Here is a 24,503-nt window from a genome sequence, read left to right as displayed (position 1 = left end):
CCACCCCCCTCCCCCCTGCCCTACCTTTAAAAATTAGAACCCGTCACTCCCCCCCCCCAACCCCCCCCCCGGGGGGTTCCACCCACCCCCCGCCCCCCCACCCCTGTGGAATGCGTTCTGGGTTACCAGCTCGACTTGGTGATACCGGGCAGCTCGCCACGGTGCGCCATGTCGCGGAAACGCACACGCGAGACGCCGTACTTCGTCAGCACGCCACGGGGGCGGCCGTCGATGACGTCGCGGCTACGCACGCGCACCGGCGAAGCGTTGCGGGGCAGCTTCTGCAGACCCACGCGCGCGGCCTCGCGGCTCTCATCGGTCCCGTTGGGATCGACGAGGGCCTTCTTCAGCTCGAGGCGCTTCGCTGCGTAACGCGCAACGATGACCTGGCGCTGCTTGTTCTTCGCAATCATGCTCTTCTTCGCCATGATTAACGCTCCTCTCGGAAGTCAACGTGCTTGCGGATGACCGGATCGTACTTCTTGAGCACGAGGCGATCGGGGGTGTTACGACGGTTCTTCTTGGTCACGTAAGTGAACCCAGTTCCGGCCGTCGAACGGAGCTTGATGATCGGACGTACGTCCTTGTCCTTAGCCACTAGAGCTTCACCCCACGCTTCTGCAGATCAGCGATGACTGATTCGATACCGCGCGCGTCGATCATCTTGATGCCCTTGACCGAGAGGGTCAGGGTCACCTTGCGGCCGAGCGAGGGCACAAAGTAGGTCTTCTTCTGGATGTTCGGATCGAACCGACGCTTGGTGCGACGGTGCGAGTGCGAAATGTTGTGTCCGAAGCCGGGAACGGCGCCGGTCACCTGGCACACTGCTGCCATGATGTTTCCTCTCATACCGTGAGACCGGACGGCCTCACCCAAGATTTCTTGTCTGCACGAACCCCAGCGAGTCGTTTCTGATCTCGCTGCGATGAGCTCGCGCGGTCTGCGCACTGGGACGGCGCACAGCCAAAGATCGAGCTTACGTCAGGATCGCGATGCACGCAAGCCGGGCGTGTCGCCCGGGCCGCCCACGGTCAGCCAGCCGATCGCCGCGGCGAGCGCTGCAACCGCGACCGCGGTGCCCCAGTTCACGTACCCCTGAGTCAGCACCCAACCGACCGCTCCCACCAGAACGGCGGTTGCCGAGATCGCGGCCCACGACGGCGTCCTGCGATCCCGCGCCGCTGGCCAGAGGCGTTCGAGGCGCGACACGACGGGGCAAAGCACGGCGAGCACCACCGCGATCGCGAGAATCCAGGGCACCCGCGTCAGCCACCAGCTCGGCGTCAGCGGTGACGGGAATGGGAGGCCGAGCGCCAATTGCGAGCCCACCACCACGCCCATGGCCACTGTGTGCCACAGATAGATCGTCATGCCGAACGTGCCGAGCGCGCCCACTGTCACGAGCACGCGGGGCCGGCGCACCACGCGCCGGATCACGGGCTGCAGCAGCGTAAAGAGGTAGACCTGCGCGAGGCCGAGCAATAACAGCAGCACGGTGGGCGGATTGAGGTTGTCGAGCATGTCTGGCGAGTAACCGAGCCCCCACACGGCTACGGCCATCAGCGCGTAGGCCGCGGCGGCGAGCGCCACGAGCAACCAGCGCGGCCGCTTCGTGTACCAGCCGTCGCGCACACCAAAGCCCAGCTGCTGCACGAACAGCCACACGAACAGCCAGTTCAACGGCGCGATCGGCACGCCGGCGAAGCGGCTGAGCAGGTCAACGGCGACGGCCGCGCCGGCGAGGCCGAGGTACGTTGGCCACGCCGCGAGACGGTGCAGGCGGGCCATGAGCGGCACGAACGCCGTGCAGATCGCGTAGACGGCGATGAACCAGAGCGGCTCGGCCAGCCGAAACGCGAAGCTCCGCAGAAAGCCAGGGTCGGCGCCGCAGATCGCCATCACGCCGAGTGTCGCGAGCACACCGAGCATTGCCGTCAACACCGGCCGCGCGAGACGCAGTGCGCGGATGCGCAGGTAGTCTCCCGCCGTGCCGCCTTGCCCGCGGAGCCGGCGCCAGGTCGTGATGCCCGCAAACCCACCCGCGATGAAGAACGTCGGCATGATCATGCCGATCCAGGTGATCCAGACGAGCGGCTGCCACTCGGCGAGCGCGTTCTCGGCTCGCAGGGGGTCCCCCGAGATGCCCATTTGCAGCGCGTGCAGCACGACGACGATGGGGAGACAGAGCGCGCGCACCGCATCGATTGAAAGATCGCGATCCGGCGGGATTCTCGGGAGCTGCGTCACCACCCGCCCAGCATACGGCGCGGGTCGGCATTGGCCGGAGACGGGCGTAGGCTGTGCGCGTGAGCGAGCTACCGGACGCGACCCAACCCGCCCTGATTCGCTACGTCGCCATCGGCGACAGTTTCACCGAGGGCGTCGGCGACGAACAGCCAGACGGCTCGGTGCGCGGCTGGGCCGACCTCGTCGCGCAGGGGCTCGCAGACGCGACAGGATCGGCCGTCGATTATGCGAACCTCGCGATCCGCGGCCGTCTGCTCGCTCCGATCCTCGCCGAGCAGCTTGAGCCGGCGCTCGCGCTCGCGCCGACAATCGTCACGTTCAACGGCGGCGGCAACGACATGCTGCGCCCGCGCACAAACCTCACGTGGATCATGGCCGAGACCGAGCGCGCGCTCGTGCGCATCCGCGAGGCGGGGGCCGAGCCGATTCTGCTCGCCGGGGCGAACCCGACCGCCGGGCTTCCCGGTGGTGCGCGGGTGAAGGTGAAGGGCGACGAACTCGTGCGGGCCGCCCGCGAGGTCGCTGAGCGCCTCGACGTGCGCTTCGCCGACAACTGGAGTGACCCCGAACTGGCCGCCCGGCAGTACTGGTCGCCTGATCGACTGCACCTCGCCCCGGTCGGGCATCGCCGCGTCGCGGCAAACGTGCTGCGCGCGATCGGGTACGAGCCACCAATGGATTGGGAGCTCGACGCGACGCCGATCCCGCGCCCCACACGGCTGGATCAGCTTCGCTACACCCGCGAACACGTCGTGCCCTGGGTGCAGCGCCGTCTCACCGGGCGCTCGAGCGGCGACGGCCGCACGGCGAAATTCGGGGCGTGGACGAGGATCGAGCCGCGCGTCAGCTGACTTCGGGGTTTCCCGAATCATCCCTTCGGCTGAGCCGAAATGGTACCGCGGGATGATGACCGCGCTCTCGCGCGCCGTCATTCTGGAAGGGTCGATCACGCTTCCCGGCTCGCTTCGGGCGGCGTCCTCCCTCGCGCTCAGCCTCCGTGGTACGCGTGACCCAGCGGAAAGCGTTCATGTCGTTCCTCACGCGTACCAGCCTTAAGAACCGTCTCATTGTCGGGCTCACGACCCTCGCGATTGCCGTGCTCGGCATCGTGTCAATGGGGTCGCTCAAGCAAGAGCTCATGCCCTCGATGCAGGTTCCGATGGCGTTCGTCTCGGCGCAATCGCAGGGGCTCGCACCGGAGGAGATGGCGTCGACCGTCACGGAACCCGTCGAGCAGGCCCTCAGCGCCATTCCTGGTGTGACGAGCGTGACGTCGACGTCGTCGAGCGGTGACGCGCAGATCATCGCGGAGTGGAAGTTCGGCGAAGACGACGACGAGACGCTGCGCACCATTCGGAGCGCCGCTGAGTCGCTGAAGCCGAGCCTGCCCTCCGGCACCGAGTTGCAGGTGATGTCGGGTGGCGCCGATGACATGCCCGCGATGATGATGAGCGTCGGTACCTCGGGCGATCAGGAGACCTTCGGTGACGCGGTCGCGCAGACGATCGTGCCCGCGCTCCAGGGAGTGCCCGGCGTGCGCACCGTCGAACTGACCGGCCAGGAGGAGCACCGCGTCACGATCGACCTGCGCCCGGCAGACGTGAAGCGGCTCAAGGTCGACCCCGCGACGCTGCAACCGATCCTCGAGGCGAACGGCGCTGCGCTCCCCGCGGGCCAGGCAGACTCCCCTGAGGGTCCCATCTCCGTCACCGTCGGTTCGAAGCTGGACTCGGTCAAGGGCATCGCCGCCCTGCCCGTGCCCACCGCCGACGGCGTCGTGCTCATCTCTGACTTCGCGGACGTCAAGAACGAGAAGGTGCCAGCCACGACCATCTCTCGGGTCAACGGCAACCCGTCGCTGACGCTGCAGATCACCCCCGCGCAGGGCGCCAACGTCGTCGACATCTCGCACGCGGTGAACGCTGAGCTCGATCGCCTCGGGCCGACCATCGACGCCGAGTTCGTCACCATCTTCGATCAGGCACCCTACATCGAGCAGTCGATCCACGACCTCTCCGTTGAGGGCGGGCTCGGCCTGCTCTTCGCGGTGCTCGTGATTCTCGCGTTCCTGTGGTCGTGGCGGTCGACCATCATCGCTGCGCTCTCAATTCCGCTGTCGCTGCTGATCACGCTCATTGGCCTGTGGTGGAGCGGCAATACGCTTAATATCTTGACCCTCGGCGCGCTCACGATCGCCATTGGCCGCGTCGTCGACGACTCCATCGTGGTCATTGAGAACATCACGAGGCGGCGCGGCACCGGGCCGCTCACCATTGACGGCGTCGTCGCCTCGGTGCGCCAGGTAGCCGGCGCCATCACCGCTTCGACGCTCACGACGGTCGCGGTGTTCTTGCCGATCGCGTTCGTGTCTGGCATCGCCGGGCAGCTCTTCCGACCCTTTGCCGTCACCGTCTCAATCGCGCTGATCGCCTCGCTCGTCGTGGCGCTCACGATCGTGCCGGTGCTCGCTTACTGGTTCATGAAGAAGACGCCGGAGCAGCCGGTCGCGGGTGCTGAGGCGCACGCGGTCAGCGACGCCACTGCCCCGACGGCCGTGCTCGCGCCGGGTGTTGGTGTCGGTGGCGCCGGGGTCGGTGCCGGTGTCGGTACTGCCGCGGTCGGTACAGCCAGTGCTTCGGAGAGCGCCGTGCCGTCGGAACTCGACGAGATCCACACCGCCCCCGACCGCCTGCAGCGCACGTTCATGCCCGCGCTGAACACCACCCGCCGTCACCCCGTGATCACCCTGCTCGTCTCGGGCCTGCTGCTCGTCGCAACGCTGTTCATGACGGCGTTCATTCAGACCGATTTCCTCGGCTCGTCCGGGCAGGAGAGCCTGCAACTCAGCCAAACCCCGCCGAAGAAAGCGGGCGATGATCTCGTCGCCGCTGCCGAGCCGGTCGAAGACGCGCTCGCAGAGATCCCCGGTATCGCCGACGTTCTGACCTCGATCCCCGTGCCGACCCCCGGCACCCCGAGTGTCATCAGCTATGACCTGCAGCTCGCAGACGGCGCCGAGGTCGCGACCGTTGAGGCCGCCGTGCAAGACGCGGTCGACGCGCTTCCCGATGCCGGAGAGGTCGCACTCGCCTCGCAGGACGCGTTCGTGTCGGGCGCCGGCGACGGCATCGCTCTGCAAATCTCAGGCAACGACTCGAAGGCGCTGCGCGAGGCGAGCGATCTGCTTGAGAAGCAGCTTGCAGACGCCGACGGTGTGCGCTCCGTGAAGAGCGAGCTTTCGGGCGAGCAGCCGGTGCTGCGCGTCAAGGTGAACGAGGTGGAGGCCGCACGGCTCGGCTTCGATCGCCCGACCATCGCGAAGGCCGTGCAAGAAGCGCTGAGTGGCGCGACGATCGGCTCAATCATGCTCGAGGGGCAAGAGCGAGACATCGTTGTGCGGACGCCCGGTGCTGAGCGCACCGCCGAGAAGCTCGGCGAGATCCTGCTTCCCGTCACCGCCCAGCAGACCGCCGAGGCTCAGAAGGCCGCGAACGAGGCGCTCGAAGACAAGGCGAAGGCCGAGGCCGAGACGGCACGCATCGAGGCGGCGAACGCACTCGACTCGCAGATTACTGAGGCTGCGAACCAGCGCGCCGAGATGGTCTCCCAGATCGGAGAGCTGAACGAACAACTCGCAATGCTGTCGGCGGCACCGATCGTGCCTGAGCCGCCACTCACACCCGGCGATGACGCCATGCTGACCGCACAGCAGGAGCGCGCCGAGCAGCTCGCGTCACTGCAGAGCGCGATCGAGGGCGCCCGCGCAGGCGTCGAAGGCATGGACGAGCAGATCACCGGGCTGCGCGAGGCGCAAACCGAGGCCGCTGAGCAGCAGGTCAAGGCCGAAGAGGCTGAGGCAGAGCAGAAGGCCGCTGCCGAGATCACGGGCACCGCGATCCCGCTCTCGGCGATCGCCAAGGTCGAGGAGCAGCTCACCGCGCCGACGATTACGCGCGCCGAAGGCGAGCGTCAGGTCACGCTGACCGTGACGCCCAAGGAGGGTGAACTCACCGCCGCGAGCCTCGCGATTGATAACGCGATTGCCGAAACCGATCTGCCCGCCGGTGTGACGTTCGAGCAGGGCGGAGCGACCGCGGAGCAAGACGAGGCGTTCGGACAGCTCGGCCTCGCCATGCTCGGCGCGATCATTCTCGTGCTGCTCGTGATGGTGGCGACGTTCCGCAGCTTCCGCGGACCGCTCGTGCTGCTGATCTCGATCCCCTTCGCGGCGACCGGCGCGATTCTCGGCCTGTTGATCACGAACACCCCACTCGGGCTCCCCGCGCTGATCGGCCTGCTGATGCTGATCGGCATCGTCGTCACCAACGCGATCGTGCTGATGGACCTCGTGAACCGCCTGCGCGAAGCCGGGGCGAGCCTCGATGAGGCCGTGGAACACGGCACGCGCCTGCGTCTCCGGCCGATTCTGATGACGGCCGCGGCAACCGTGTTCGCGCTGATCCCGATGTCGCTCGGGCTCACGGGCGGCGGCGTCTTCATCTCGAAGCCGCTGGCAATCGTCGTGATCGGCGGGCTCGTGTCGTCGACGCTGCTGACGCTGATTCTCGTGCCGATCCTCTACACGCTCGTGGAGCGTCGCCGGGAGCGCAAGCTCGCGAAGCGCGCGGACCGCCGGGCACGCAAGGCCGAACGGCGCGCCGCCGAAGCCGACGCGCCGACCGAGGCCCGCGAGGCGCAGCGCGAGATCGTTGCGGCACAGCGCTCAGCGAAGGACGAACGCCGCGCAGCAAAGCAGCAGCTGCGTGCAGACAAGCGGGCCCGCAAGGCGGAGCGCGCCGCGGCACGCGGCGGCGCTCCGGGCGAGCCGCCGGTGGCGCCCGAGGCGCCCGAGCCCGGAGCGCCCGACCCCCGCTGAGCCCGCGGGCGCTCGCCCACGTGCCCGCCGAGCGCGAGGGTTTCTACCGAGACCGAGCCAATTACCCCCACTTTTGGGCTCGTTTTCGGTGGGGACCCTCGTGTTCGGTGGCGCGGCGCGGCGCGGGCGCGGCGCGGGGCGCGGGGCGCCCGCGCTAGGCCAGCGAGGCCTTGAGGCCCGAGCCCGTCAGGAGCACCACCGTAGTTTCGGTGGTGCCGATCACGCCTCGATCGACGAGGTCGCCGTAGGCGGCGGCCGCGGTCGCACTCGTGGGTTCTGCGAAGAGTCCGCGGGCGGCAAGGTCGGCGTGGGCCGCGCGAATGCCGTCCTCGGAAATGGCCACTGTTCCGCCGCCGCTTTCGCGCACTGCTTCGAGTATCACGTTGAGACGGAGCGGGTGCGCGATGGCGGTTCCCTCGGCAATCGTCGGGAGCACGGCACGCCGGGCCGCGCGCTCGCGCGCACCGGCACCCGCGTCAACACCTACGTCAGCACCAGCGTCAGCACCGGCACCGGCACCACCCTCACCCTGAGAACCCTCACCAGGTTTCACGTGGAACGCTGCATCGATCGGCGAGCAGTTGCGCGGCTGCGCCGCGTAGAGGCGAGGCAGGCGGTCGATCGCGCCCGTGCGCAGCAGTTCACGGAAGCCGAAGGCACAGCCGAGCAAGCTGCTGCCCGCTCCAACCGGCATGACCACCGCGTCGGGCGCCCGAAATCCGAGGTCCTCCCAGATCTCGTAGGCGAGGGTCTTCGTCCCCTCGAGAAAGAACGGCTGCCAGTTGTGACTGGCGTACCAGCCATTGCCCCGCTCGGCCGCTGCAATCGCGGCCTCCTGCGAGGCGACACGTGGCCCCTCGACCAGCTCGATTCGCGCACCGTATGCGCGCGACTGCACGAGTTTCCCGGGAGACGTTGACTCGGGCGCGAACACGGTCACGTCGAGCCCGCCCGCCGCGCCGTACGCGGCAATCGCTGCGCCGCCGTTGCCAGAACTATCTTCAATCACCGAGGTCGCGCCCTGCTGGCGCAGCGCGGAGAGCATGACACTGGCTCCGCGATCCTTGAAGCTGCCCGTGGGCGAGCACCACTCCAGCTTCCAGAGCGGGCGCCCGGCACCCCACACGCCCGGCACGAGCGGCGTGCGCCCCTCGCCCAGCACGATCGGGTCGACGATATCGATCGCAAATGCCGCGCGATATCGCCACAGGCCAGGCGAGGCCGGATCAATGTCAGATCGCGATAGACCGCGTGCAGATTCAAGCAACAGCGGGCCGCCGGTGTCTGAACGCCAACGACCCGGCTCGAGCGCGTATCGTGCGCCCGACGCCGGGTCGAAGTATGCCACTGACCTCGTCACAAAATCATCACCGGCCGTGGCCGCCACCAACGCCACCAACACCGCCACCATCGTCAGCCGGCGGAAGCTCCGCTCCCCCGACAGCCATAGCCACTGCCGCGCGCTTCGCCGCGGGCGCGGGCTTGCCGCTGCGCATTGCCGCCATGCGGCCGGCGCGACGGCCGAGCCACGACACGGTCAGGTTGATCGCGAGGTAGATCGCTACCGCGACCACCCAGAACGTGAACAGGTAGCGGTTGCCGTAGAACGTGCTGGCCTGCTTCACGGTCGACGCGAGTTCGGAGTAGGCGACGATGTAGCCGAGCGACGTGTCCTTCAGCAGCACGACCAGCTGCGCGATGATGATCGGCAGCATCTGCGTGAACGCCTGCGGAAACTCGATCAGCAACCGCGTGCGAATCGGTGTGAGCCCAATTGACAGGCCCGCCTCACGCTGCCCCTTGTTCAGCGCGACGATGCCCGCGCGCAGCGCCTCGCCGATGATCGCCCCGTTGTAGACGATCAGCGCGATGACCACAGCCCAGAACGCGCCGGTCGACGCAACGAGCAAGATGAAGAGCATCATCAACAGCACGGGCATGCCGCGGAAGAACTCGAGAATGATCGTGGTCGGCACGCGAATGAACGCATTGGTCGCCAACCGTCCAAAGGCGAAAAGCATGCCCACGAGCACAGCGCCGACCATGGCGACGGCTGCGGCGCGCAGCGTGTTTAGTACACCGCGACCGATGAACTGCCACACCTCGCCGTACGCGAGCACGTCCCAGCGCGTTGAGTCGAACATGCCCGGGTTCTCGTTGCCGTTGACGGAGACCTGCGGCTGCGCGAGGCGCCACACCACCCACCCGAGCAGGGCGGCGACAACGAGCACACCGACCACCGAGATGATGCGGGATCGCACCCGTGCCTTCGGCCCGGGAGCATCGTAGAGAACAGTTGGCGCACTCATCGCAACACCCGCACCTTCTTCTCGATCTGCCCGGCTATCAGGCCGAGCGGAATGGTAATCAGGAGATAGAAGCAAGCAACGCCGATGAGAATCGGGATCACCGCCTGGCCATTGTTGTTCGTGAGCTGCCGCGCAGTCGCGAACAATTCGACGACGAAGAAGCCGCCTGCGACCGAGGTGTTCTTCGTCAGCGCGATGAACACGTTGATGAGCGGCGGCACGACCATGCGCAGCGCCTGCGGCAGCACGATGAGAGAGAGCGTCTGGCCGAAGCCGAGCCCGATCGAGCGCGCCGCCTCAGCCTGCCCAACGGGCACGCCGTTGATGCCGCTGCGGAGGGCCTCGGCGACGAACGGCGACGTGTAGACGGCGAGTCCGATCGACGCGAGCACCGCATACGGCGGCTTATCGGGGACGATGAGTGGCAGCACGAACACCATGAAGAGCAGCAGCAGCGTCAGCGGAACGTTGCGAATCAACTCGGTGTACACCGTCGCGAATCCGCGCAGCGACGCAACCGGGCAAATGCGCAGCACGGCAACGACGAGGCCGATAATCAGCGCGCCGAGCCCACCGAACAGCAGCAGTCTCAAGGTCATCAGGAAGCCGGCGAGAATATCGCCGGCGTTCGCGATCAGGACATCCACGATCGGGATCCCTTCTTCAGGGCGGATCCCGGGGGCGGCGTGCGCCGCCCCCGGGTCAGCTCAGTTCCGAACGAGTGGAAGGAACGGTGAGTCACCGAACCGAATCAGTAGCGGTCGACGGTCGGGGGCTCAGGCGTCGACAGCACCTTGCCGGCGGTCTTTTCCCAGGCCGCTGCCCAGTCGCCGTCATCGAACGACTCTTCGAGCGTGTCGTTCACGAAGGCGCGGAACTCATCGTCACCCTTCTTCAGGCCGATGCCGTAGGGCTCCTCGGTGAACGGGTTCTCCACGACCTCGAATTCGCCCTGGTTCTGGTCGGCGAGGCCGGCGAGAATCACGTTGTCGGTCGAGACCGCGACGACCTCACCCGAGCGCAGTGGCTCCAGGCAGTTCGAGTATGTGTCGGTTGCGAGCACCTCGACGTCGGCGGCCTTCAGGTTCTCCTCCGAGGTCGATCCGGTGACCGAGCAGACCTTCTTGCCCTTGACATCGTCGATGCCCTTGATGCCGTCGGGGTTGCCCGAGAGCACGAGCAGATCTTGGCCCGCGATGTAGTACGGACCGCCGAAGTCGATGACCTTCTTGCGGTCGTCGTTGATCGTGTACGTCGCGATAACGAGGTCGACCTCACCCTTCTCGATGAAGGGCTCGCGGTTTGCCGAGACCGCTTCTTTCCAGACGATCTGGTCCTCGGTGAGGCCGAGCTTCGCGGCAATAATCTTGCCCATTTCAACGTCGAAGCCCTCTGGGGTGTTCGTCGTCGGGTTCATGAGACCGAAGAGGGGCTGGTCGTACTTGGTGCCGATCGTGATCTTGCCGGCCTCGTTGAGCTTGGCCATCGTCGTGCCCTCGTCGAACTTGACGTCTTCGGCCGCGGCGGGGGCGGACGTGTCGGAGCCGGAGTCGGTCGGGGATCCCGAAGCGCAGGCCGAGAGCGCGAGGGCTCCGACCGCGGCGATCACTGCTGCATACTTGGCGATTCGCATTATTTCTGCTTTCTCTTCGTTGAGTCGTGTTGGTTCAATCCGGGCGCGGGGCCCGGGAGTTCAGGTGAAACTGCGGTGATGGAGGTAACTCAGTGGCCCAGGATCTTCGACAGGAAGTCTTTGGCCCGCGAGGTCGCCGGGTCGCTAAAGAACTGCTCCGGCGTCGCCTCCTCGACGATCTGGCCGTCGGCCATGAACACGATGCGGTCAGCGGCGCGTCGCGCGAAGCCCATCTCGTGCGTCACCGCCACCATCGTCATGCCGTCGTTCGCGAGCCCGATCATGACGTCAAGCACCTCGTTGATCATCTCGGGGTCGAGCGCCGAGGTGGGCTCATCGAGCAGGATGAGCTTCGGATCCATCGCGAGTGATCTCGCGATTGCAACGCGCTGCTGCTGGCCGCCAGAGAGCTGTGACGGCAACTTCTGCGCCTGGTTCGCGATGCCCACACGCTCGAGCAGTGCCATCGCCTTCTCTTCCGCATCCTTCTTCGACAGCCCACGGACCTTCATCGGCCCGAGCGTCACGTTCTGCAGAATCGTCTTGTGCGCAAACAGGTTGAACTGCTGGAACACCATGCCCACGTCGGCGCGCAGCGTCGCGAGGTCTCGCCCCTCTTCTGGCAGTGACTGCCCATCGATCGAGATCGTGCCCGAATCAATCGTCTCCAGCCGATTGATCGCGCGGCACAGCGTCGACTTACCCGAGCCCGAAGGCCCCAATACGACGACAACCTCGCCACGGCCAACCTGTGTATTGATGTTATTCAATACGTGCAGGTCACCGTAGTGCTTATTTACTTCATTGATGATGACGAGTGGCTCCCGATCGTCGCGGACCACTCTGACCGCTGTCGTCTCTCCCATACGGCGATCGTACAAACACTCCGCAACCCCATCAAAGCCCTTGTGCGGTCTGCACAATTTTAGTTAATGTAATAAGAAATTCCTGATGAACGAGGGGATTGCTCGCATCCGCCGTGGGGTGGCGAAGGGTAGGCGTTGCCCCTGCGCAAGCAAATGCCTGAATCGTTACCGAGCTGTCACCTTGATGGCACGAAACGCGGCACAAATCAGGAAAATCGCGGTGAGCACGAGCCCGACGGAGCCACCCGCAGCAATCGAGAATTCGCGCGAGATCCACAATCCGGCGATTCCCCCGCCGATGCCGAGCACGGCGGCGATCAGCGGAATCCACTCGAGCCGCTGTGTGAGTACCCGGGCGGCCGCAGCCGGGGCAATCAGCACGGCAACGCCGAGGATCGCGCCCACCGCCGGCATCGCCACCACCACTGAGGCGGCGATCACGCCGGTCACGGCGAGCTCGATCGGCCAGGTGCGGAAGCCCGCTGCGGCAAACCCGACGGGGTCGAACGTGTGAAACAGGATGCGCCGACCGAACACCGCGACGCAGGCGAGTGCGGCGACGAGCACCCCAGCTGTAGCCGCGACGTCACCGGTCGTCACGCTGAGCGGCGATCCCACGAGCAGCGCCTCGACGGGCACGCCGAGTCCGGGGTTCAGCGCGGCCAACAGCGTACCGAGCGCGAAACCGAACGACAGCACCACGCCGCTGGTGACCTGTCGGCCCTGGCCGGGAATGCGCGCGAGCAGGGTCATCGCGAGCACCAGCACGGCGGCGAACAGGGCCTGACCAATGAGCAGATTCCAGCCGAGCACGGCGAAGACGACACCGCCGGGGAAGGTAGCGTGGCTCAGCGCCACCGCGAAGAACGATCGCCGGCGCAGCACGATGAGCGTGCCAGCCACCCCAGAGAGCAGTCCGAGCAGCGCAATCTCGATCGACGCGAGGGTGAAGTAGCTCATGCGCGCCCCGGCCTCCGCAGCGCCGTGACGCCGACGCGCGCAAGCGCGGCGACGACATATGCGGCGACGAGGAGCAGCACGACGATTGCGCCCGGCGACACGGTTGCGTCGCGGGACACGGACCACTCGAACGAGATCCAGAGCCCGGCAATCCCCGCCGCGAGCGGCAGCAGTACCGCGATGGGAATCAGCAGGGCGAAGCGTCTCGTCACTAGACGTGACGCCGCCATCGGCACCGTGAGCAGGGCGATCACCATCAGCACGCCGAGCGCCTGCACACCCGCCACCACGAGCAGCGCCACGGCGATCCCGAGCGCGAGATCGGCGCGCAGCAGTCTGAACCCTGCGGCCTCTGCGCCCGCAGCATCAAAGGAACGGAAGAGTTGCGCGCGCCAGGTGAAGCCAACGATCGCAACGGCGACAATCGCAACGACGAGGATTTGCCAGAGCTGCGTCCCGGTGACGGTGAGCAGGCGGCCGAACAACAGCTCTTGCAGCTGAGACACGTACCCCTCCTGCCGCGACACGAGCACGACGCCCAGGCTGAACAGGCCGGTGAGCACCACCGCAATTGCCGCGTCGGCGCCGACGCCTCCGCGGTGCTCGATGACGGTGAACAGCACGGCGGCGAGAATCGCGGCAATCACGGCTCCCGGCAACAGGCCGGCTGAGCCGCCGAGGGCGGCGCCAACTACGAGACCCGGAAACACCGAGTGCACCAGGCCGTCGCTCACAAACTCAAGCTCGCGAAAACTGATGAACAGCCCGACGGCGCCCGCGGCGAGCGCGAGGATCGCGACGGTCAGCAGGGCGCGCCACATGAACGGCAGCGCGAAGATATCGAGGGGGCTGATCTGCGCGAAGCCGATCTGCGCGAGGTGGAGGGCGGGTGTCAGGGCAGATGTCAGCGCGGCCGACATCACTCCGTCTCCCGAGTGGTGGTCACGGTGTGGTGATCGAGTTCGACGGTCGTGTCTTGGAACGCGTGCTGCACGGCGTCGAGTGTGAGCGCCTCGGCGACGGGCCCGAACGCCGCCGGGTGACCGGGCTGATTCGGGTGGTGACCGCTGGCGAGCAACAGCGCGTGTGAACAGGCCTCCTGCGCGATCTCGAGATCGTGGGTCGAGACGACGATGGTGCGCCCCTCGGCGCGAAGCTCGCGCACGAGCCGCAGCAGCACGTCGCGGTTCTCGCGATCGAGTCCGTTGAATGGCTCATCGAGCAACAGCAGTTGTGGGTCGGAAACGAGTGCGCGCGCAAGGATGCCGCGCTGCTGCTGACCCCCCGAGAGCTCGCCGAAGCGGCGGCCAGCAAACGCGCTGAGACCCACACGCTCGAGCGCCTGCGAGACCGCCGCGTGACCACCGCGACCGATGGGTCGTAGTGCGCCGCGCGAGCGGTAGAGGCCCATCGTGACGACCTGTCGCAGTGTGACGGGGAGGGTGGCATCGCGCGTATCCGCCTGGGGCAGCGAGCCGATGCGCTTGCGTGCGCGATCCGGCGCCTCGCCGAGCACTCGGATCGTGCCCGACGTCAGGTCAGCGAGGCCCAAAATACCGCGCAGCAGGGTTGACTTGCCCGAGCCGTTTGGCCCAATGAGTGCGACGGCCGCGCCAGCGGGAACCGCGAGAGTCAGACGCTCGACGCGGGGTGTACCGTCGTAGCCGAAGGCCGCGCCGTCGAGCGCGATGGCGATGTCTTCAGGCGCTCGCCCCAACCGCGCTGGTGCGATGCACTGCTGCGCGTCAAAGCCCTCTGCTGGTGCAAAGCCATCTGCTGGTGCGGCGTCGCGTGCGGCGGTCATCCCTGCAGACTATCGGGCACGGCGTCGACTTTCGCGCCCCACGCTTCGAGGATGACCTTTGTGTTGTGCACCGTCGCGCCAATGTAAGTCGCCCCATCGCTGTCGGGAGCACCGAGCGAGTCGGCGTAGAGCGACTCGGCGTCCACGACCTCCACGCCAGCCTCTTGCGCAATCGTCTGCGCGAGCTTCGGACTCATCGACGATTCGACAAACACCGCGCGCACACTGTGCTCCTTGATCGAGGCCACCAGGGCATCAATGTCAGCGGCACTCGGCTCGGCGTTGTCTTCAAAACTCGGCAGGATGGACCCGGCGAACTCGATGCCGTAGTCGTGCAGGAAGTACCGCAGCGAGTCGTGCCCGCTCACCAGCACGCGCTCGGCGGCCGGCACTCGATCGAACTGCGCGGCAACCCACGTATCGAGCTGCTGCAAGCGGTCAATGTACGCATCGGCGCGCTGCTCATAATCGCTCGCGTGATCCGGATCCGCCTTCGCGAGCCCCGCTTCGATCTCTTCGACCATTCCCTCGGCATTACTCGGTGACGTCCAGATGTGGGGATTCAGGTCGCCGTGGTCGTGATCATCGTGATCGTGATCAGATTCGTCGGTACCGGCGGCTGCTGCGCCTGCCGCTTCGTCGTGTTCGTGATCGTGATCGGCTTCTGCCCCTCCACCCTCTGCGGTGATGTGGCGCGCCTCTTCGAGATCGATGCCATCAGCCGCCGTGATGATAACGCCGTCGAACCCTGACGCGTCGACCGCGTCATCGACAAAGCTCTCGAGGTTCGCCCCGTTCACGATGAGCACGTCGGCCTCACCGAGCGCAAGCAGATCGGCGGGGCTCGGGTCGAAATGGTGCGCTGATGCGTTCGGCGCGAGCAGGCCCGTGAGCTCAATGTCGTCGCCGCCGACCTCTCCGGCGAAGTCGGTCAGCTGCGTCGTGGTCGCGACGACTTTCAGAGCGCTACCGTCACCACCCTGGTTGGCGGCAGCACCGCCACTGCACGCGGTGAGCGCGAGTACTGAAGCGAGGGCTGCACTGGCGAAGATGATGGGCTGCACTGAGCGGGAGTTGCGAGTCATGGCACACTTTCTAATGAGAACGAGTATCACTATATGCGCGGTTGGGTATGCGGTGCAAGACGGGAACGAACGATTACGGGATCGGCACCCCGCGATCCTGCCCGACGCGCTTCATGACGAGCGTCGATTGCAAGCGCTGTACGCCAGGTAACCCCGACAGCACCGTGTCGTAGAGCTGCTGATACGACGCGAGATCGCGAGTGAGTACGCGCAGTATGTAGTCGGGTTCGCCGAAGAGGCGCTGCACATCAACGACGTCCGCGATCTGCACAACCGCCTTCTCGAACGCAGCGATCACCTCGACCGAGGTGACGCCGATCGTCACGAACACCACGGATTCAAAGCCCAGCCCAACCGCGGCCGGCGAGACGATCGCCCGGTAGCGCTCGATGGCGCCTGATCGCTCCAGCTCTTTCACCCGGCGATGGCACGACGACAGGCTCAGGCCAACCTGATCGGCGAGCTCGGTGGCGCTTGTGCGCCCCGCCTCCTGCAGTATTGACAGAATTTCTCGGCTGATTGCGTCCATGTGAATTATTCTTTCACTCACGGGCGTATTTGAGGCAAAACCTGGAAGCACATTTCCGCCGAATCCACGTACGCTGTGGCATCGTCAGAGGGGGACGGTGCCATGGATTGGACACTCGCGGGGCAGTTTTGGATCATTGCCGCAGCGCTCGCGGTCACGCCCGGGCCCGACTGGGCGTACGTGATCGCGGCGGGAGCCCGTCGGCAGCACCCCGCGCCCACCGTGCTCGGGTTGCTCAGCGGCTACGTGCTCGTCATCGCGTTCGTCGCGGTCGGGGCGGGCGCGTTGATCACCGCGGTGCCGCTCGCGCTCACGGTGCTGACCGTGGCCGGCGGAGCGTTTCTCGTATACCTGGGCCTGACGACGCTGTTACGCCCGGCGGTTCCGATCGACGTCACCGGGCAGCCGGTGACCGACAGCATTGCGATCGGCGGCGGTTCCGAAATCGGGCTCGCTGGTGCTGGGCTCTCGGGTGATCGGCACTCGGGTGATGGGCACTCGAGTGGAGGCGTGGTGCAGCAATTCCTCCGCGGGGCCGGTGTGAGCGGCATCAACCCGAAGGGCATTCTGCTGCTGCTCGCGCTGCTGCCCCAGTTCACCGGGGACTCGGGGGCGTGGCCGCAGCCGATGCAGATGCTCGCGCTCGGCGGCCTGCACCTGTTCAACTGCGCGATCGTGTACACCGCGGTGGCGCTTGTGTCTGGCCGCGTACTGGGCGGGCGCCCGCGAGCGGGCGCGATCGTGACGCGCATCACGGGAATCATGATGATGGCGGTTGGCTTCCTCCTCCTCGTGGAAGAACTCCTCCCCCTCCTCTAACCAAACCCACCCGCCCCCTATCCCCCTATCCCCCTCTCCCCCTCTCCCCCCCCCTCTCGTTTCTGTCGTCGCAAATGATCCCTTCACGCGACTGATGCGATCATTTGCGACGACAGAACGGGGGCGTAGGCTCTGGGGGTGAGTGATGGCTTGGAGGGCGGGGCGGTGGCCGGCGGGGCGGTGGCTTGGCGGGACGCGCTGCAGCGGGGCGAGATTTCGGCGCGCGAGGCCACCTCGCACTTCCTGGAGCGCATTTCGGATCGCGCGGATCTCGGCGCATTCCTGACCGTCTCGGCGAGCCAGGCACGAACCGCTGCGGCCGACGCCGACGCCCGGTTCGCGGCCACGGCACCCGACGACCGCCCCCACCTGCCGCGCCTGCACGGGCTGCCGACCGCGTTCAAAGATCTGCTCGACGTCGCGGGCGCCGTGACCACCCGCGGGAGCGCTGCCCTGCGGCACCGCGTTGCACCGTCAGACGCCCCTGGAGTTGCGGTGCTGCGGGCGGCTGGCGCGATCCCGATCGGCAAGACGCAGGTACCAGAACTCGGTCTGACCGGGTACTCCGAAAACGCGATCGCCCCGCCTGCCCGCAATCCACTGGACCCCGCACGCACGCCCGGCGGATCCTCAGGTGGCAGCGCTGCGGCGATCGCGGCTGGGCTCATACCCGTGGGCCCGGGCAGTGACGGTGGGGGCTCCATTCGCATCCCGGCGCTTGCGTGCGGGCTGGTCGGGCTGAAGCCCGGTCTCGGCGCAGTGCCGGGCGATCTCGCGGGTGGAGCGCCGGTCGGGCGCGGTCTGCACGACGAGTTTGGCGCGCCTCGACTCACCGTGAGCGGGCCGATCGCGCGCGACGCTGCAGACGCGGCGATGCTCTTCGACGCGCAGCGGGGCGCACGAAGCGAACCCGCACTCGCGGCCGTGCGGGCGGCCGATCGATTGACGGGGCTGCGTATCGGGCGCAGCGACGCGGCGCCGTTCGAATCGGCCTACCCGATCGTGCTCGATGCGAACGCCCAGCTCGCTTACGCCGAGGCGGCCCGACTGCTCGACGCACGCGGGCACCATGTTGACGACGCCGATTTCCACTATGACGCCGTCTACCCCGACGCGTTCACGACCGCCTGGACGGCCGGCCTGTCGCGCCTTCCGCTGAACGCCGAGGCCGTCGCTCGGCTGATGCCGCTCACCCGCACGTTCCGCGAGCGCGCCCGCTCTCGCAGTGACGAGACTCACGAACGGGCAGGATCGCGCCTGCGCGATTTCGCGGCCAGCGTGCGCGCGCAGTGGGGCGCCTACGACGCCGTGCTCACGCCGGGGCTCACGATGCTGCCACCGCGCATCGGCGCATTCACGTCGCAGGATGCAGACGGCGATTATCGATTGCAGTGCGAGTGGGCGCCGTACACGTCAATGGTCAATGTGTCCGGCCTGCCGGCGGTTGCCGTGCCGATCTTGCGCTTGGCATCCGGGCATTCGATGGGCGTGCAGTTCATCGGGCCGACCGGCTCCGAGGTGCGGCTGCTGCAGATCGCCGCGCAGCTCATGGAGAAGTGAGCTACTCGGAGCATGAATGAACTCGGAGCAGACGAGCAGCGCACGCATAACTCGTTCATTGCTCGACGGCTGACACTGGGTGCATGACCACTTCAGCGATCCAGCAGCAGACATCCGCAGCCGGACGCACGCGCCGCGACCGCCGTTGGCTGACTCCGCTGCAGGCGGGCCTGGCGGGTGGGGCGATCGCGATCCTCGCCTTCGGAGGCGGATTTGGCACGGCCTACGCGGTGGCAGCCGCGTCAGCATCGACGCAGGTGCCTGTGGTGCAGCTCGAGATGTCCGAGGGCTTGCCCGGCGGCGGGTAAGCAAGGCGCCCGGGGATCCGGGCTCGCGTGACCGCGCCGGGTCAGTCGAGCAGCCGCGCCGGGCGCAGCGGCAACCCGCTCGCGGTGTACACCTCGTCAATCAGCGCCATCGTTCGGCGCGACCGCGCGAGCATGAGCTGCGACCGTTCGCCGCTCCGCACTGCGGCGCGAATGCGGCGCAGCTGATACGCGTACGACGACACGTCGCCGAGCTGCTCGACACGTTCCTCGACCCCGGCTCCGGTGGTGGTCCGCACGATGAGTCGCCCGTCCTCCTGCGGTTTCACGAAGTTCGGCAGCACAACCTCGCCCAGGCTACCGCTCACGCGCAGTCCGAAATTCCAGTCGGGGCTGACCATGCTCGTGTGGATCGTTGCGCGCACGTCGCCGAGGTGCAACTCAGCAACCACCTCCGCGTCGATGCGATTATCCGCCTCGACGGTCTCGGCGCGGGCGTTATCGAGCGTGAGTGCGACGGGGCCGCCGGCTGCGCCGAGCCCCTCACCAATGAGCAACAGCGCGTTGATTGCGTAGCAGCCAACGTCCATGAGGGCGCCGCCCGCGAGATCGAAACTCCAGCGCGGGTCATCGGCCGATGGCGCTGGCATGTCCATGTGCACGTCGACGCCGCGCAGCTCGCCGATCTCTCCCGCGCGCACGAGGTCAATGAGGCGCTGGATGCCCGGATGATCGGCGTAGTGGAACGCCTCCCATGCCCAGCCGGCCGAGTGTTCGAGCCGCGCAGTGACGCGGTCGAACTCCGCGAGGTTTGCGGCAAACGGCTTTTCAACGAGCACGTTGCGCCCCGCCTCGAGCGCGCGCGCCGTCCACTCAGCGTGCAGCCCGTTCGGCAGCCCAATGTAGACCAGGTCAAGCGTGTCATCGGCGATCAGTTGTTCGTAGCTCTCGCTTGCCGACTCGAAGCCCCGCTCGGCGGCGTAGTTGCGGGCACGTTCGGGATCCCGCGCCGCGACTGCAGCCCGGATATCACCCGTCGCCTCCGTCGCGTCGATAATCGCCGCCTCTGCGATGCGGGAGGCGCCAAGCATGCCGATGCGCAGCGGCGCGCTCATGCCCGCACCCCCGCGAGGATCTCGGATCCCGCGCCCGCGCCCGCAAGCGCATCGCGGATGAATGCGACGCTGCGCCGCGCATTTTCGAGGGCGACAGCCGCGTCGGCCTCGCTCTCGACGACCGTGTCTTGTTCGAGCACGTACCAGCCGGAGTATTCAGCGTCGCGCAGCGCAGCAACGATCTCGGCCAGGCGCGCGTCGCCCGCCCCCAACGGTTGGTACATGCCCTGGCGCACGCCCTCACGGTAATCGATTTCGCCCGCTCGCACACGCGCGGCGACATCGAGACTGACGTCCTTCAGGTGCGCGTGCACGATGCGTGCCGCGTGCCGCTTCACGAACGCCACAGGATCGCCGCCGCCGAGCGTGTAGTGCCCGGTGTCGAGGCAGAGGCCGATGCGCGATCCGGCGACGACGCGCTCGACCGCTGCGGGCGCCTCGACCACCGTGCCGACGTGCGGGTGGAGCGTCGCGACGACGCCAACCGCGGCGGCCGCGTCGAGCGCGCGATCGAGGTTCGTGAGTAGTGTCGCCCACTCGGCATCGGTCAACTCGCCGCCGCCGTCGTACCCCTCGTCACCCGTCACCGCCGAGAGCACGAGCGTGCCCGCGCCCGCCGCCACGTACGCGGCGAGCTCGCGCTCGATCGCGGGCAGCGGATCCTGCTCGGCGCGGTGCAGCACGACCGGGAAGAAGCCGCCGACTGCTCGCAGGCCCGCGGCGGCGAGAGCTGCGGCCCGCTCAGCGGGGGCATCGGGCAAAAAGCCCTCCGGGCCAAATTCGGTGGCCGTGATCCCGAGCGCAACCATCTCGTTGAGCACTCGCTCTCGCGGTAGTTGCAGGCCCCAGCCCGGTACCTCGATGACACCCCAGTTGATCGGAGCGGAGGCGATGCGCGGTGCGGGTGCCGCGGCACCGGGAGCGGCCGTGCCAGCCCCCGCCGTGCCAGCCGCCGTCGTGCCCGCCGCCGTCGTGCCAGCCACCGGAGAGCTCTGCTCCCAAGCGCGCGATTGCGCTGAGCGCTCGGCGGCCGTGACCACCTGTGCGGCCGAGAGCGCATCCTGAATATTCGAGTTCAGCGCCTCGCGCCCGACCACGGCCTGCAGAAACTTCTTCGCTTCAATCACCTTCAGGTCGTCGTACCCCATCGAGGTGCCAGCGCCGGGCTGGAATCGGCCGAAGTCTCCCATTCCGGATCGCGCCATCACTCGGGTATAGCCCTGGTTCTCGGCGCCGAGACCGCCAGAGAGGTGCAACTCGTTCATACGCTCGAAGTCCCAGTGCGCCGAACCCGCGGTGCCATAGACCTCGATGCCGTAGCTCGCGCGCGGCCCCACCGAGACGCGTGATGCCTCGAGCGTGCCGACCGCGTGCGCCGCGGGAGCGTCGCCCGCAATGCGGATGAGCATGCCGGCGTAGTCCTCGTTTTCGACCGGCTTCATCGTGCCGTCCTCGATGAGGGCGAAGTGCGTGCCCGTGCCCATCGGCAGCTCGGGGCGCTCGGCGTAGACGGTCGAGGTCACGGCGCTGACCTCGGCGATCGGGCCCAGCGTGTACTGCACGAGGTCGACCAGGTGCCCCATGAGGTCGCCGAGCACGCCGTTGCCGGCGAGCCCGCGAATGAAGCGCCACGACAGCGCCCCCCTCGGGTCCGAGGAGTAATCAGCGAACATTTGGCCGCGCACGTTGGTAATGCGGCCGAGCGTGCCGTCGAGCACGAGTTCGCGGAGGTACTCGATCGCTGGGGCGTGCCGGTAGTTGAATCCGATCGAGCTGACCACGCCGGCAACGGCGGCCGCCTCGGCAACGGCGCGGGTTTCATGCTCGCCGCGGCCGACGGGCTTCTCAATCCAGAAGTGCTTGCCGGCCTGCGCCGCAGCGATGCCGATCTCGGCGTGGAGAAAATTGGGGGCGCAGATCGAGACGACATCGACCTCGGGGTCGTTCAACACCTCGTGGTAGTCAGCGGAGGCTCGCTCATAACCGTAGACCCGCACGGCCTCTTCGGCGCGATCCGGGGCGGGGTCAGCGGCGTGCACGAGGCGAGGCCTGATGCCGAGATCCGCGTAGGCAAACCTGAGGTTCGTGTAGGCGCGGCTGTGCAGCTGACCCATCCATCCGACGCTGACGAGGCCCACCCCGATCTCGATGGTGCCGTCTGCAAGTGTGCGCATATTCGTGTGCTTTCGTGTCGTGTGCGCCGCCCGCACGCCCTGCCCTGCCCCGCCTGCGCCCCGCCCGCCCCCGCCCGCGCCCCGCCGCATCCCGGCGAAACCCCGCCGAGCGCGAGCCTCAAGCGTGAGCACGAGGGGTTTGCCGCGTCGGATTCCCTCGTGGTCAGCGAAAGGGCTCGCGCTCGGCGGGGTTCGGGGCGGGCGGGGCGGGGGGGGGCGGGCGGGGGCGGTTAGGGGCGGGGGGTCTCTTCTTCGTTGTCGTCGTACTCGCCCGGAATGACGCTGACCGACTCTGTGACGGTGACGCGGCCAACGCCAGCGGCCGCGTCCTCTTGGATCTCGTCGCGGATCGTGCGCACCGTGTCGGTCGACGTGCCTACGTCGCGCAGCTCGTGCACCAGTTGCTCGAGCTCGGCGCCGCCGGCCATCAGCCCGGTGAGCTCCTCGAGCGAGATCGCTGACTTCTCGTGGTACCCGATGCTCTGGCCCCGCTTGAGCAGCAGGAAGCGGTCCCCGACCGGGTACGCGTGGTGGGGGTTGTGGGTGATGAAAATAACGCCGAGCCCACGATCCCGCGCTTGAATGATGTAGCGCAGCACGACGCCCGACTGCTTCACTCCCAGCGCAGCCGTCGGCTCATCGAGAATCAGCACCTTCGCGCCGAAATACACGGCTCGCGCGATGGCGACGCACTGGCGCTCGCCACCCGAGAGCGTGCCAATCGGCTGGTCGACGTTGCGCAGGTCGATGCCCATGTCGAGCAGCTCCTGCTTCGCCGTCTGCCGCATGAACTCAACGTCGAGGCGCTTGAACGGCCCCCACCCCTTCGTCTGCTCGGAGCCGAGGAAGAAGTTGCGCCAGACCGGCATCAGCGGCGCGACGGCGAGATCTTGATAGACCGTCGCGATCCCGCGGTTGAGAGCCTCTCGCGGTGAGTTGAACTTCACCGGCTCGCCCTCGACGAGGTACTCCCCCGCCGTGTGCTGGTGCAGCCCCGCGATGATCTTGATCAGCGTCGACTTGCCGGCGCCGTTGTCGCCGAGCACGCACATCACCTCGCCGCTCGCCACCTTGAGGCTGACGTCGCGAAGCGCGATGATGTTGCCGTAACGCTTCTCCGCGTCGCGCAGCTCGACGAGCGGCGCAGCGGACGTTGCGGTCACCGTGGCCGACGATGCGGCCGTTGCTGTGGCGTTCACTTTTTACCTCCTCGCGCCGCGCGGCGCTGCAGCGTGAAGTTCAACACGGTCGCTCCGAGGAGCATGGCGCCAAGGAAGAACTTCAGCCAATCGGGGTTCCACTCGGCGTAGACGACGCCCTTGAGTGCCATGCCGTAGATCAGTGCGCCAATCGCGCCACCGATCGCCGAACCATATCCGCCGGTCATGAGGCAGCCGCCGACGACGGCCGCAATGATGTAGAGAAACTCGTTGCCGATGCCCTCACCCGACTGCACCGTCTTGAACGCGAACAGCTGGTGCATGCCCAGCAGCCACGCGCAGAAGCTGACGCCCATGTACAGGCCGATCTTCGTGCGGACGACAGGCACGCCGACGGCACGCGCAGCATCCGGAGCGCCGCCGGAGGCGAAGATCCAGTTGCCGACGCGGGTGCGCTGCAGAATCCAGGTCGCGACGAGCACGAGAATGATCCAGTAGAACACCGTGATCTTGACGTTGACACCGAAGACCGGGATGTCAGAGGCGAACACCGCCTCGGCAGACGCGAACCCGGGCCAGTTGGCCACCGACGGAGCGGCAACGCCGCCCGTCAACGCTCGCGTCACGCCGAGGTTCAGGCCCGTCAACATGAAGAAGGTCGCCAGAGTGATGATGAAGCTCGAGAGCTTCGTCTTCGTCAGCAGCCACCCATTGAGTAGCCCCACGAGCAGTGAGAATACGAGGCCGACGATCGCGCCAATCCAGACGTTGCCGCCGAACCAGTACATAAAGAGCGACGACGACAGTGCCGCTGAGATGACGCCAACGCCGGCCGACAGGTCGACCTCGCCGCCGATCATCAACAGGGACACTCCGACCGCCATGATGCCGACGGTCGATGCCCCGTACAGGATCGTCGCGATCGAGCTGGGCTGGGTGAACTGGGGCGCGACCACGGCGAACATGATCGCGAGGACCAGTGCGGCCGCAGTGGCGCCCGCCTCCGGTTTGGTGAAAAACCTGGTGAACAGGTTGCCGGAGGCGACGCGCTCATCGAACTTGGGAGCTGTTGCTGTACTCATGGATTCGACCTTTCGGTG

Annotated in this window: 23 protein-coding genes; 5 read left to right on the top strand and 18 right to left on the bottom strand. The window is 67.2% G+C overall.

Features of this window, described 5'->3' with window-relative positions; genetic code table 11:
* Positions 1 to 122: 122 nt before the first annotated feature.
* The 4 genes from rpsN to ACFWHR_RS01400 form a co-directional block, all read right to left on the bottom strand.
* On the bottom strand, positions 123 to 428 hold the full coding sequence (gene rpsN / locus ACFWHR_RS01415; protein WP_090145910.1) for a 30S ribosomal protein S14: 306 nt from the start codon (positions 426 to 428) through the stop codon (positions 123 to 125).
* Between the two features lie 2 nt (positions 429 to 430).
* Positions 431 to 598: a 50S ribosomal protein L33 gene (gene rpmG / locus ACFWHR_RS01410; RefSeq protein ID WP_010155688.1), complete on the bottom strand. Its 168-nt coding sequence runs from the start codon at positions 596 to 598 to the stop codon at positions 431 to 433.
* Positions 598 to 834 carry a 50S ribosomal protein L28 gene (gene rpmB / locus ACFWHR_RS01405; RefSeq protein ID WP_090145908.1) on the bottom strand — a complete coding sequence of 79 codons (237 nt, stop codon included), beginning with the start codon at positions 832 to 834 and terminating at the stop codon, positions 598 to 600. The genes rpmG and rpmB overlap by 1 nt, the downstream gene beginning before the upstream one ends.
* A 147-nt stretch (positions 835 to 981) precedes the next feature.
* Positions 982 to 2,250: an acyltransferase gene (locus ACFWHR_RS01400; protein WP_382446478.1), complete on the bottom strand. Its 1,269-nt coding sequence runs from the start codon at positions 2,248 to 2,250 to the stop codon at positions 982 to 984.
* Between the two features lie 56 nt (positions 2,251 to 2,306).
* Here ACFWHR_RS01400 and ACFWHR_RS01395 point away from each other — a divergent pair, with 56 nt between their 5' ends.
* Both ACFWHR_RS01395 and ACFWHR_RS01390 read left to right on the top strand, forming a co-directional pair.
* Entirely contained in the window at positions 2,307 to 3,098 is a 792-nt protein-coding gene (locus ACFWHR_RS01395; RefSeq protein WP_382446477.1) for an SGNH/GDSL hydrolase family protein, read from the top strand.
* 155 nt (positions 3,099 to 3,253) lie between these two features.
* Positions 3,254 to 7,123: an efflux RND transporter permease subunit gene (locus tag ACFWHR_RS01390; RefSeq protein ID WP_382446476.1), complete on the top strand. Its 3,870-nt coding sequence runs from the start codon at positions 3,254 to 3,256 to the stop codon at positions 7,121 to 7,123.
* 154 nt (positions 7,124 to 7,277) lie between these two features.
* On the opposite strand, the gene ACFWHR_RS01385 is transcribed toward ACFWHR_RS01390, so the two are convergent.
* The 10 genes from ACFWHR_RS01385 to ACFWHR_RS01340 form a co-directional block, all read right to left on the bottom strand.
* Entirely contained in the window at positions 7,278 to 8,525 is a 1,248-nt protein-coding gene (locus ACFWHR_RS01385) for a pyridoxal-phosphate dependent enzyme (RefSeq protein WP_382446475.1), read from the bottom strand.
* Positions 8,491 to 9,432 (bottom strand): amino acid ABC transporter permease, encoded by a 942-nt coding sequence (locus ACFWHR_RS01380; protein ID WP_382446474.1) that lies wholly within the window; start codon positions 9,430 to 9,432, stop codon positions 8,491 to 8,493. The genes ACFWHR_RS01385 and ACFWHR_RS01380 overlap by 35 nt, the downstream gene beginning before the upstream one ends.
* Positions 9,429 to 10,079 (bottom strand): amino acid ABC transporter permease, encoded by a 651-nt coding sequence (locus ACFWHR_RS01375; RefSeq protein ID WP_382446473.1) that lies wholly within the window; start codon positions 10,077 to 10,079, stop codon positions 9,429 to 9,431. Before ACFWHR_RS01375 ends, ACFWHR_RS01380 begins: the two co-directional genes overlap by 4 nt.
* Before the next feature lie 104 nt (positions 10,080 to 10,183).
* A complete protein-coding gene (locus tag ACFWHR_RS01370; RefSeq protein WP_382446472.1) occupies positions 10,184 to 11,065 on the bottom strand; it encodes a glutamate ABC transporter substrate-binding protein in 882 nt (293 codons plus the stop codon).
* An 89-nt stretch (positions 11,066 to 11,154) separates the two neighbouring features.
* The gene (locus ACFWHR_RS01365) at positions 11,155 to 11,931 is read right to left on the bottom strand and encodes an amino acid ABC transporter ATP-binding protein (protein WP_382446471.1); all 777 of its coding nucleotides are present in this window, start codon (positions 11,929 to 11,931) and stop codon (positions 11,155 to 11,157) included.
* A 165-nt stretch (positions 11,932 to 12,096) separates the two neighbouring features.
* Complete coding sequence (locus ACFWHR_RS01360) at positions 12,097 to 12,891, bottom strand: metal ABC transporter permease (RefSeq protein WP_382446470.1); 795 nt, start codon at positions 12,889 to 12,891, stop codon at positions 12,097 to 12,099.
* Positions 12,888 to 13,811: a metal ABC transporter permease gene (locus tag ACFWHR_RS01355; RefSeq protein ID WP_382446469.1), complete on the bottom strand. Its 924-nt coding sequence runs from the start codon at positions 13,809 to 13,811 to the stop codon at positions 12,888 to 12,890. Before ACFWHR_RS01355 ends, ACFWHR_RS01360 begins: the two co-directional genes overlap by 4 nt.
* Positions 13,811 to 14,695, bottom strand: coding sequence for a metal ABC transporter ATP-binding protein (locus tag ACFWHR_RS01350; protein WP_382446468.1), 885 nt, complete (start codon positions 14,693 to 14,695; stop codon positions 13,811 to 13,813). Before ACFWHR_RS01350 ends, ACFWHR_RS01355 begins: the two co-directional genes overlap by 1 nt.
* Positions 14,692 to 15,780 carry a metal ABC transporter substrate-binding protein gene (locus ACFWHR_RS01345; protein ID WP_382446467.1) on the bottom strand — a complete coding sequence of 363 codons (1,089 nt, stop codon included), beginning with the start codon at positions 15,778 to 15,780 and terminating at the stop codon, positions 14,692 to 14,694. The genes ACFWHR_RS01350 and ACFWHR_RS01345 overlap by 4 nt, the downstream gene beginning before the upstream one ends.
* A 73-nt stretch (positions 15,781 to 15,853) precedes the next feature.
* Complete coding sequence (locus tag ACFWHR_RS01340; protein WP_382446466.1) at positions 15,854 to 16,309, bottom strand: Lrp/AsnC family transcriptional regulator; 456 nt, start codon at positions 16,307 to 16,309, stop codon at positions 15,854 to 15,856.
* Positions 16,310 to 16,411: 102 nt separating this feature from the next.
* Between ACFWHR_RS01340 and ACFWHR_RS01335 the strand changes: the two genes are divergently transcribed.
* From ACFWHR_RS01335 to ACFWHR_RS01325, 3 genes are all read left to right on the top strand, one after another.
* Positions 16,412 to 17,128 carry a LysE family translocator gene (locus ACFWHR_RS01335; RefSeq protein ID WP_382446465.1) on the top strand — a complete coding sequence of 239 codons (717 nt, stop codon included), beginning with the start codon at positions 16,412 to 16,414 and terminating at the stop codon, positions 17,126 to 17,128.
* Positions 17,129 to 17,266: 138 nt separating this feature from the next.
* On the top strand, positions 17,267 to 18,688 hold the full coding sequence (locus ACFWHR_RS01330) for an amidase (RefSeq protein ID WP_382446464.1): 1,422 nt from the start codon (positions 17,267 to 17,269) through the stop codon (positions 18,686 to 18,688).
* Positions 18,689 to 18,771: 83 nt separating this feature from the next.
* Positions 18,772 to 18,996: a hypothetical protein gene (locus tag ACFWHR_RS01325; protein WP_382446463.1), complete on the top strand. Its 225-nt coding sequence runs from the start codon at positions 18,772 to 18,774 to the stop codon at positions 18,994 to 18,996.
* Positions 18,997 to 19,037: 41 nt separating this feature from the next.
* Here the strand turns inward: ACFWHR_RS01325 and ACFWHR_RS01320 are convergent, their stop codons facing one another.
* The 4 genes from ACFWHR_RS01320 to ACFWHR_RS01305 all read right to left on the bottom strand — a co-directional run bounded on the left by ACFWHR_RS01320 (position 19,038) and on the right by ACFWHR_RS01305 (position 24,485).
* Positions 19,038 to 20,069, bottom strand: coding sequence for a Gfo/Idh/MocA family protein (locus ACFWHR_RS01320; RefSeq protein WP_382446462.1), 1,032 nt, complete (start codon positions 20,067 to 20,069; stop codon positions 19,038 to 19,040).
* Positions 20,066 to 22,243 carry a TIM barrel protein gene (locus ACFWHR_RS01315; RefSeq protein WP_382446461.1) on the bottom strand — a complete coding sequence of 726 codons (2,178 nt, stop codon included), beginning with the start codon at positions 22,241 to 22,243 and terminating at the stop codon, positions 20,066 to 20,068. The genes ACFWHR_RS01320 and ACFWHR_RS01315 overlap by 4 nt, the downstream gene beginning before the upstream one ends.
* Before the next feature lie 230 nt (positions 22,244 to 22,473).
* Positions 22,474 to 23,442 (bottom strand): ATP-binding cassette domain-containing protein, encoded by a 969-nt coding sequence (locus ACFWHR_RS01310; RefSeq protein ID WP_382446460.1) that lies wholly within the window; start codon positions 23,440 to 23,442, stop codon positions 22,474 to 22,476.
* Positions 23,439 to 24,485: an ABC transporter permease gene (locus ACFWHR_RS01305; RefSeq protein ID WP_382446459.1), complete on the bottom strand. Its 1,047-nt coding sequence runs from the start codon at positions 24,483 to 24,485 to the stop codon at positions 23,439 to 23,441. Before ACFWHR_RS01305 ends, ACFWHR_RS01310 begins: the two co-directional genes overlap by 4 nt.
* Positions 24,486 to 24,503 lie beyond the last annotated feature (18 nt).

The sequence above is a fragment of the Leucobacter sp. NPDC058333 genome, from assembly GCF_042726155.1.
Taxonomy (GTDB): domain Bacteria; phylum Actinomycetota; class Actinomycetes; order Actinomycetales; family Microbacteriaceae; genus Leucobacter.
This window is presented reverse-complemented; position numbering and strand designations above follow the sequence as displayed.

What these genes read in the sequence shown, in the direction of transcription:
- ACFWHR_RS01365 (WP_382446471.1), bottom strand. Translation starts at nt 11,931, where the DNA reads ATGGGAGAGACGACAGCGGTCAGAGTGGTCCGCGACGATCGGGAGCCA.
- rpsN (WP_090145910.1), bottom strand. Translation starts at nt 428, where the DNA reads ATGGCGAAGAAGAGCATGATTGCGAAGAACAAGCAGCGCCAGGTCATC.
- ACFWHR_RS01305 (WP_382446459.1), bottom strand. Translation starts at nt 24,485, where the DNA reads ATGAGTACAGCAACAGCTCCCAAGTTCGATGAGCGCGTCGCCTCCGGC.
- ACFWHR_RS01315 (WP_382446461.1), bottom strand. Translation starts at nt 22,243, where the DNA reads ATGCGCACACTTGCAGACGGCACCATCGAGATCGGGGTGGGCCTCGTC.
- ACFWHR_RS01320 (WP_382446462.1), bottom strand. Translation starts at nt 20,069, where the DNA reads ATGAGCGCGCCGCTGCGCATCGGCATGCTTGGCGCCTCCCGCATCGCA.
- rpmB (WP_090145908.1), bottom strand. Translation starts at nt 834, where the DNA reads ATGGCAGCAGTGTGCCAGGTGACCGGCGCCGTTCCCGGCTTCGGACAC.
- ACFWHR_RS01345 (WP_382446467.1), bottom strand. Translation starts at nt 15,780, where the DNA reads ATGACTCGCAACTCCCGCTCAGTGCAGCCCATCATCTTCGCCAGTGCA.
- ACFWHR_RS01370 (WP_382446472.1), bottom strand. Translation starts at nt 11,065, where the DNA reads ATGCGAATCGCCAAGTATGCAGCAGTGATCGCCGCGGTCGGAGCCCTC.
- ACFWHR_RS01350 (WP_382446468.1), bottom strand. Translation starts at nt 14,695, where the DNA reads ATGACCGCCGCACGCGACGCCGCACCAGCAGATGGCTTTGCACCAGCA.
- ACFWHR_RS01355 (WP_382446469.1), bottom strand. Translation starts at nt 13,811, where the DNA reads ATGTCGGCCGCGCTGACATCTGCCCTGACACCCGCCCTCCACCTCGCG.
- ACFWHR_RS01360 (WP_382446470.1), bottom strand. Translation starts at nt 12,891, where the DNA reads ATGAGCTACTTCACCCTCGCGTCGATCGAGATTGCGCTGCTCGGACTG.
- ACFWHR_RS01340 (WP_382446466.1), bottom strand. Translation starts at nt 16,309, where the DNA reads ATGGACGCAATCAGCCGAGAAATTCTGTCAATACTGCAGGAGGCGGGG.
- ACFWHR_RS01380 (WP_382446474.1), bottom strand. Translation starts at nt 9,432, where the DNA reads ATGAGTGCGCCAACTGTTCTCTACGATGCTCCCGGGCCGAAGGCACGG.
- ACFWHR_RS01325 (WP_382446463.1), top strand. Translation starts at nt 18,772, where the DNA reads ATGACCACTTCAGCGATCCAGCAGCAGACATCCGCAGCCGGACGCACG.
- ACFWHR_RS01335 (WP_382446465.1), top strand. Translation starts at nt 16,412, where the DNA reads ATGGATTGGACACTCGCGGGGCAGTTTTGGATCATTGCCGCAGCGCTC.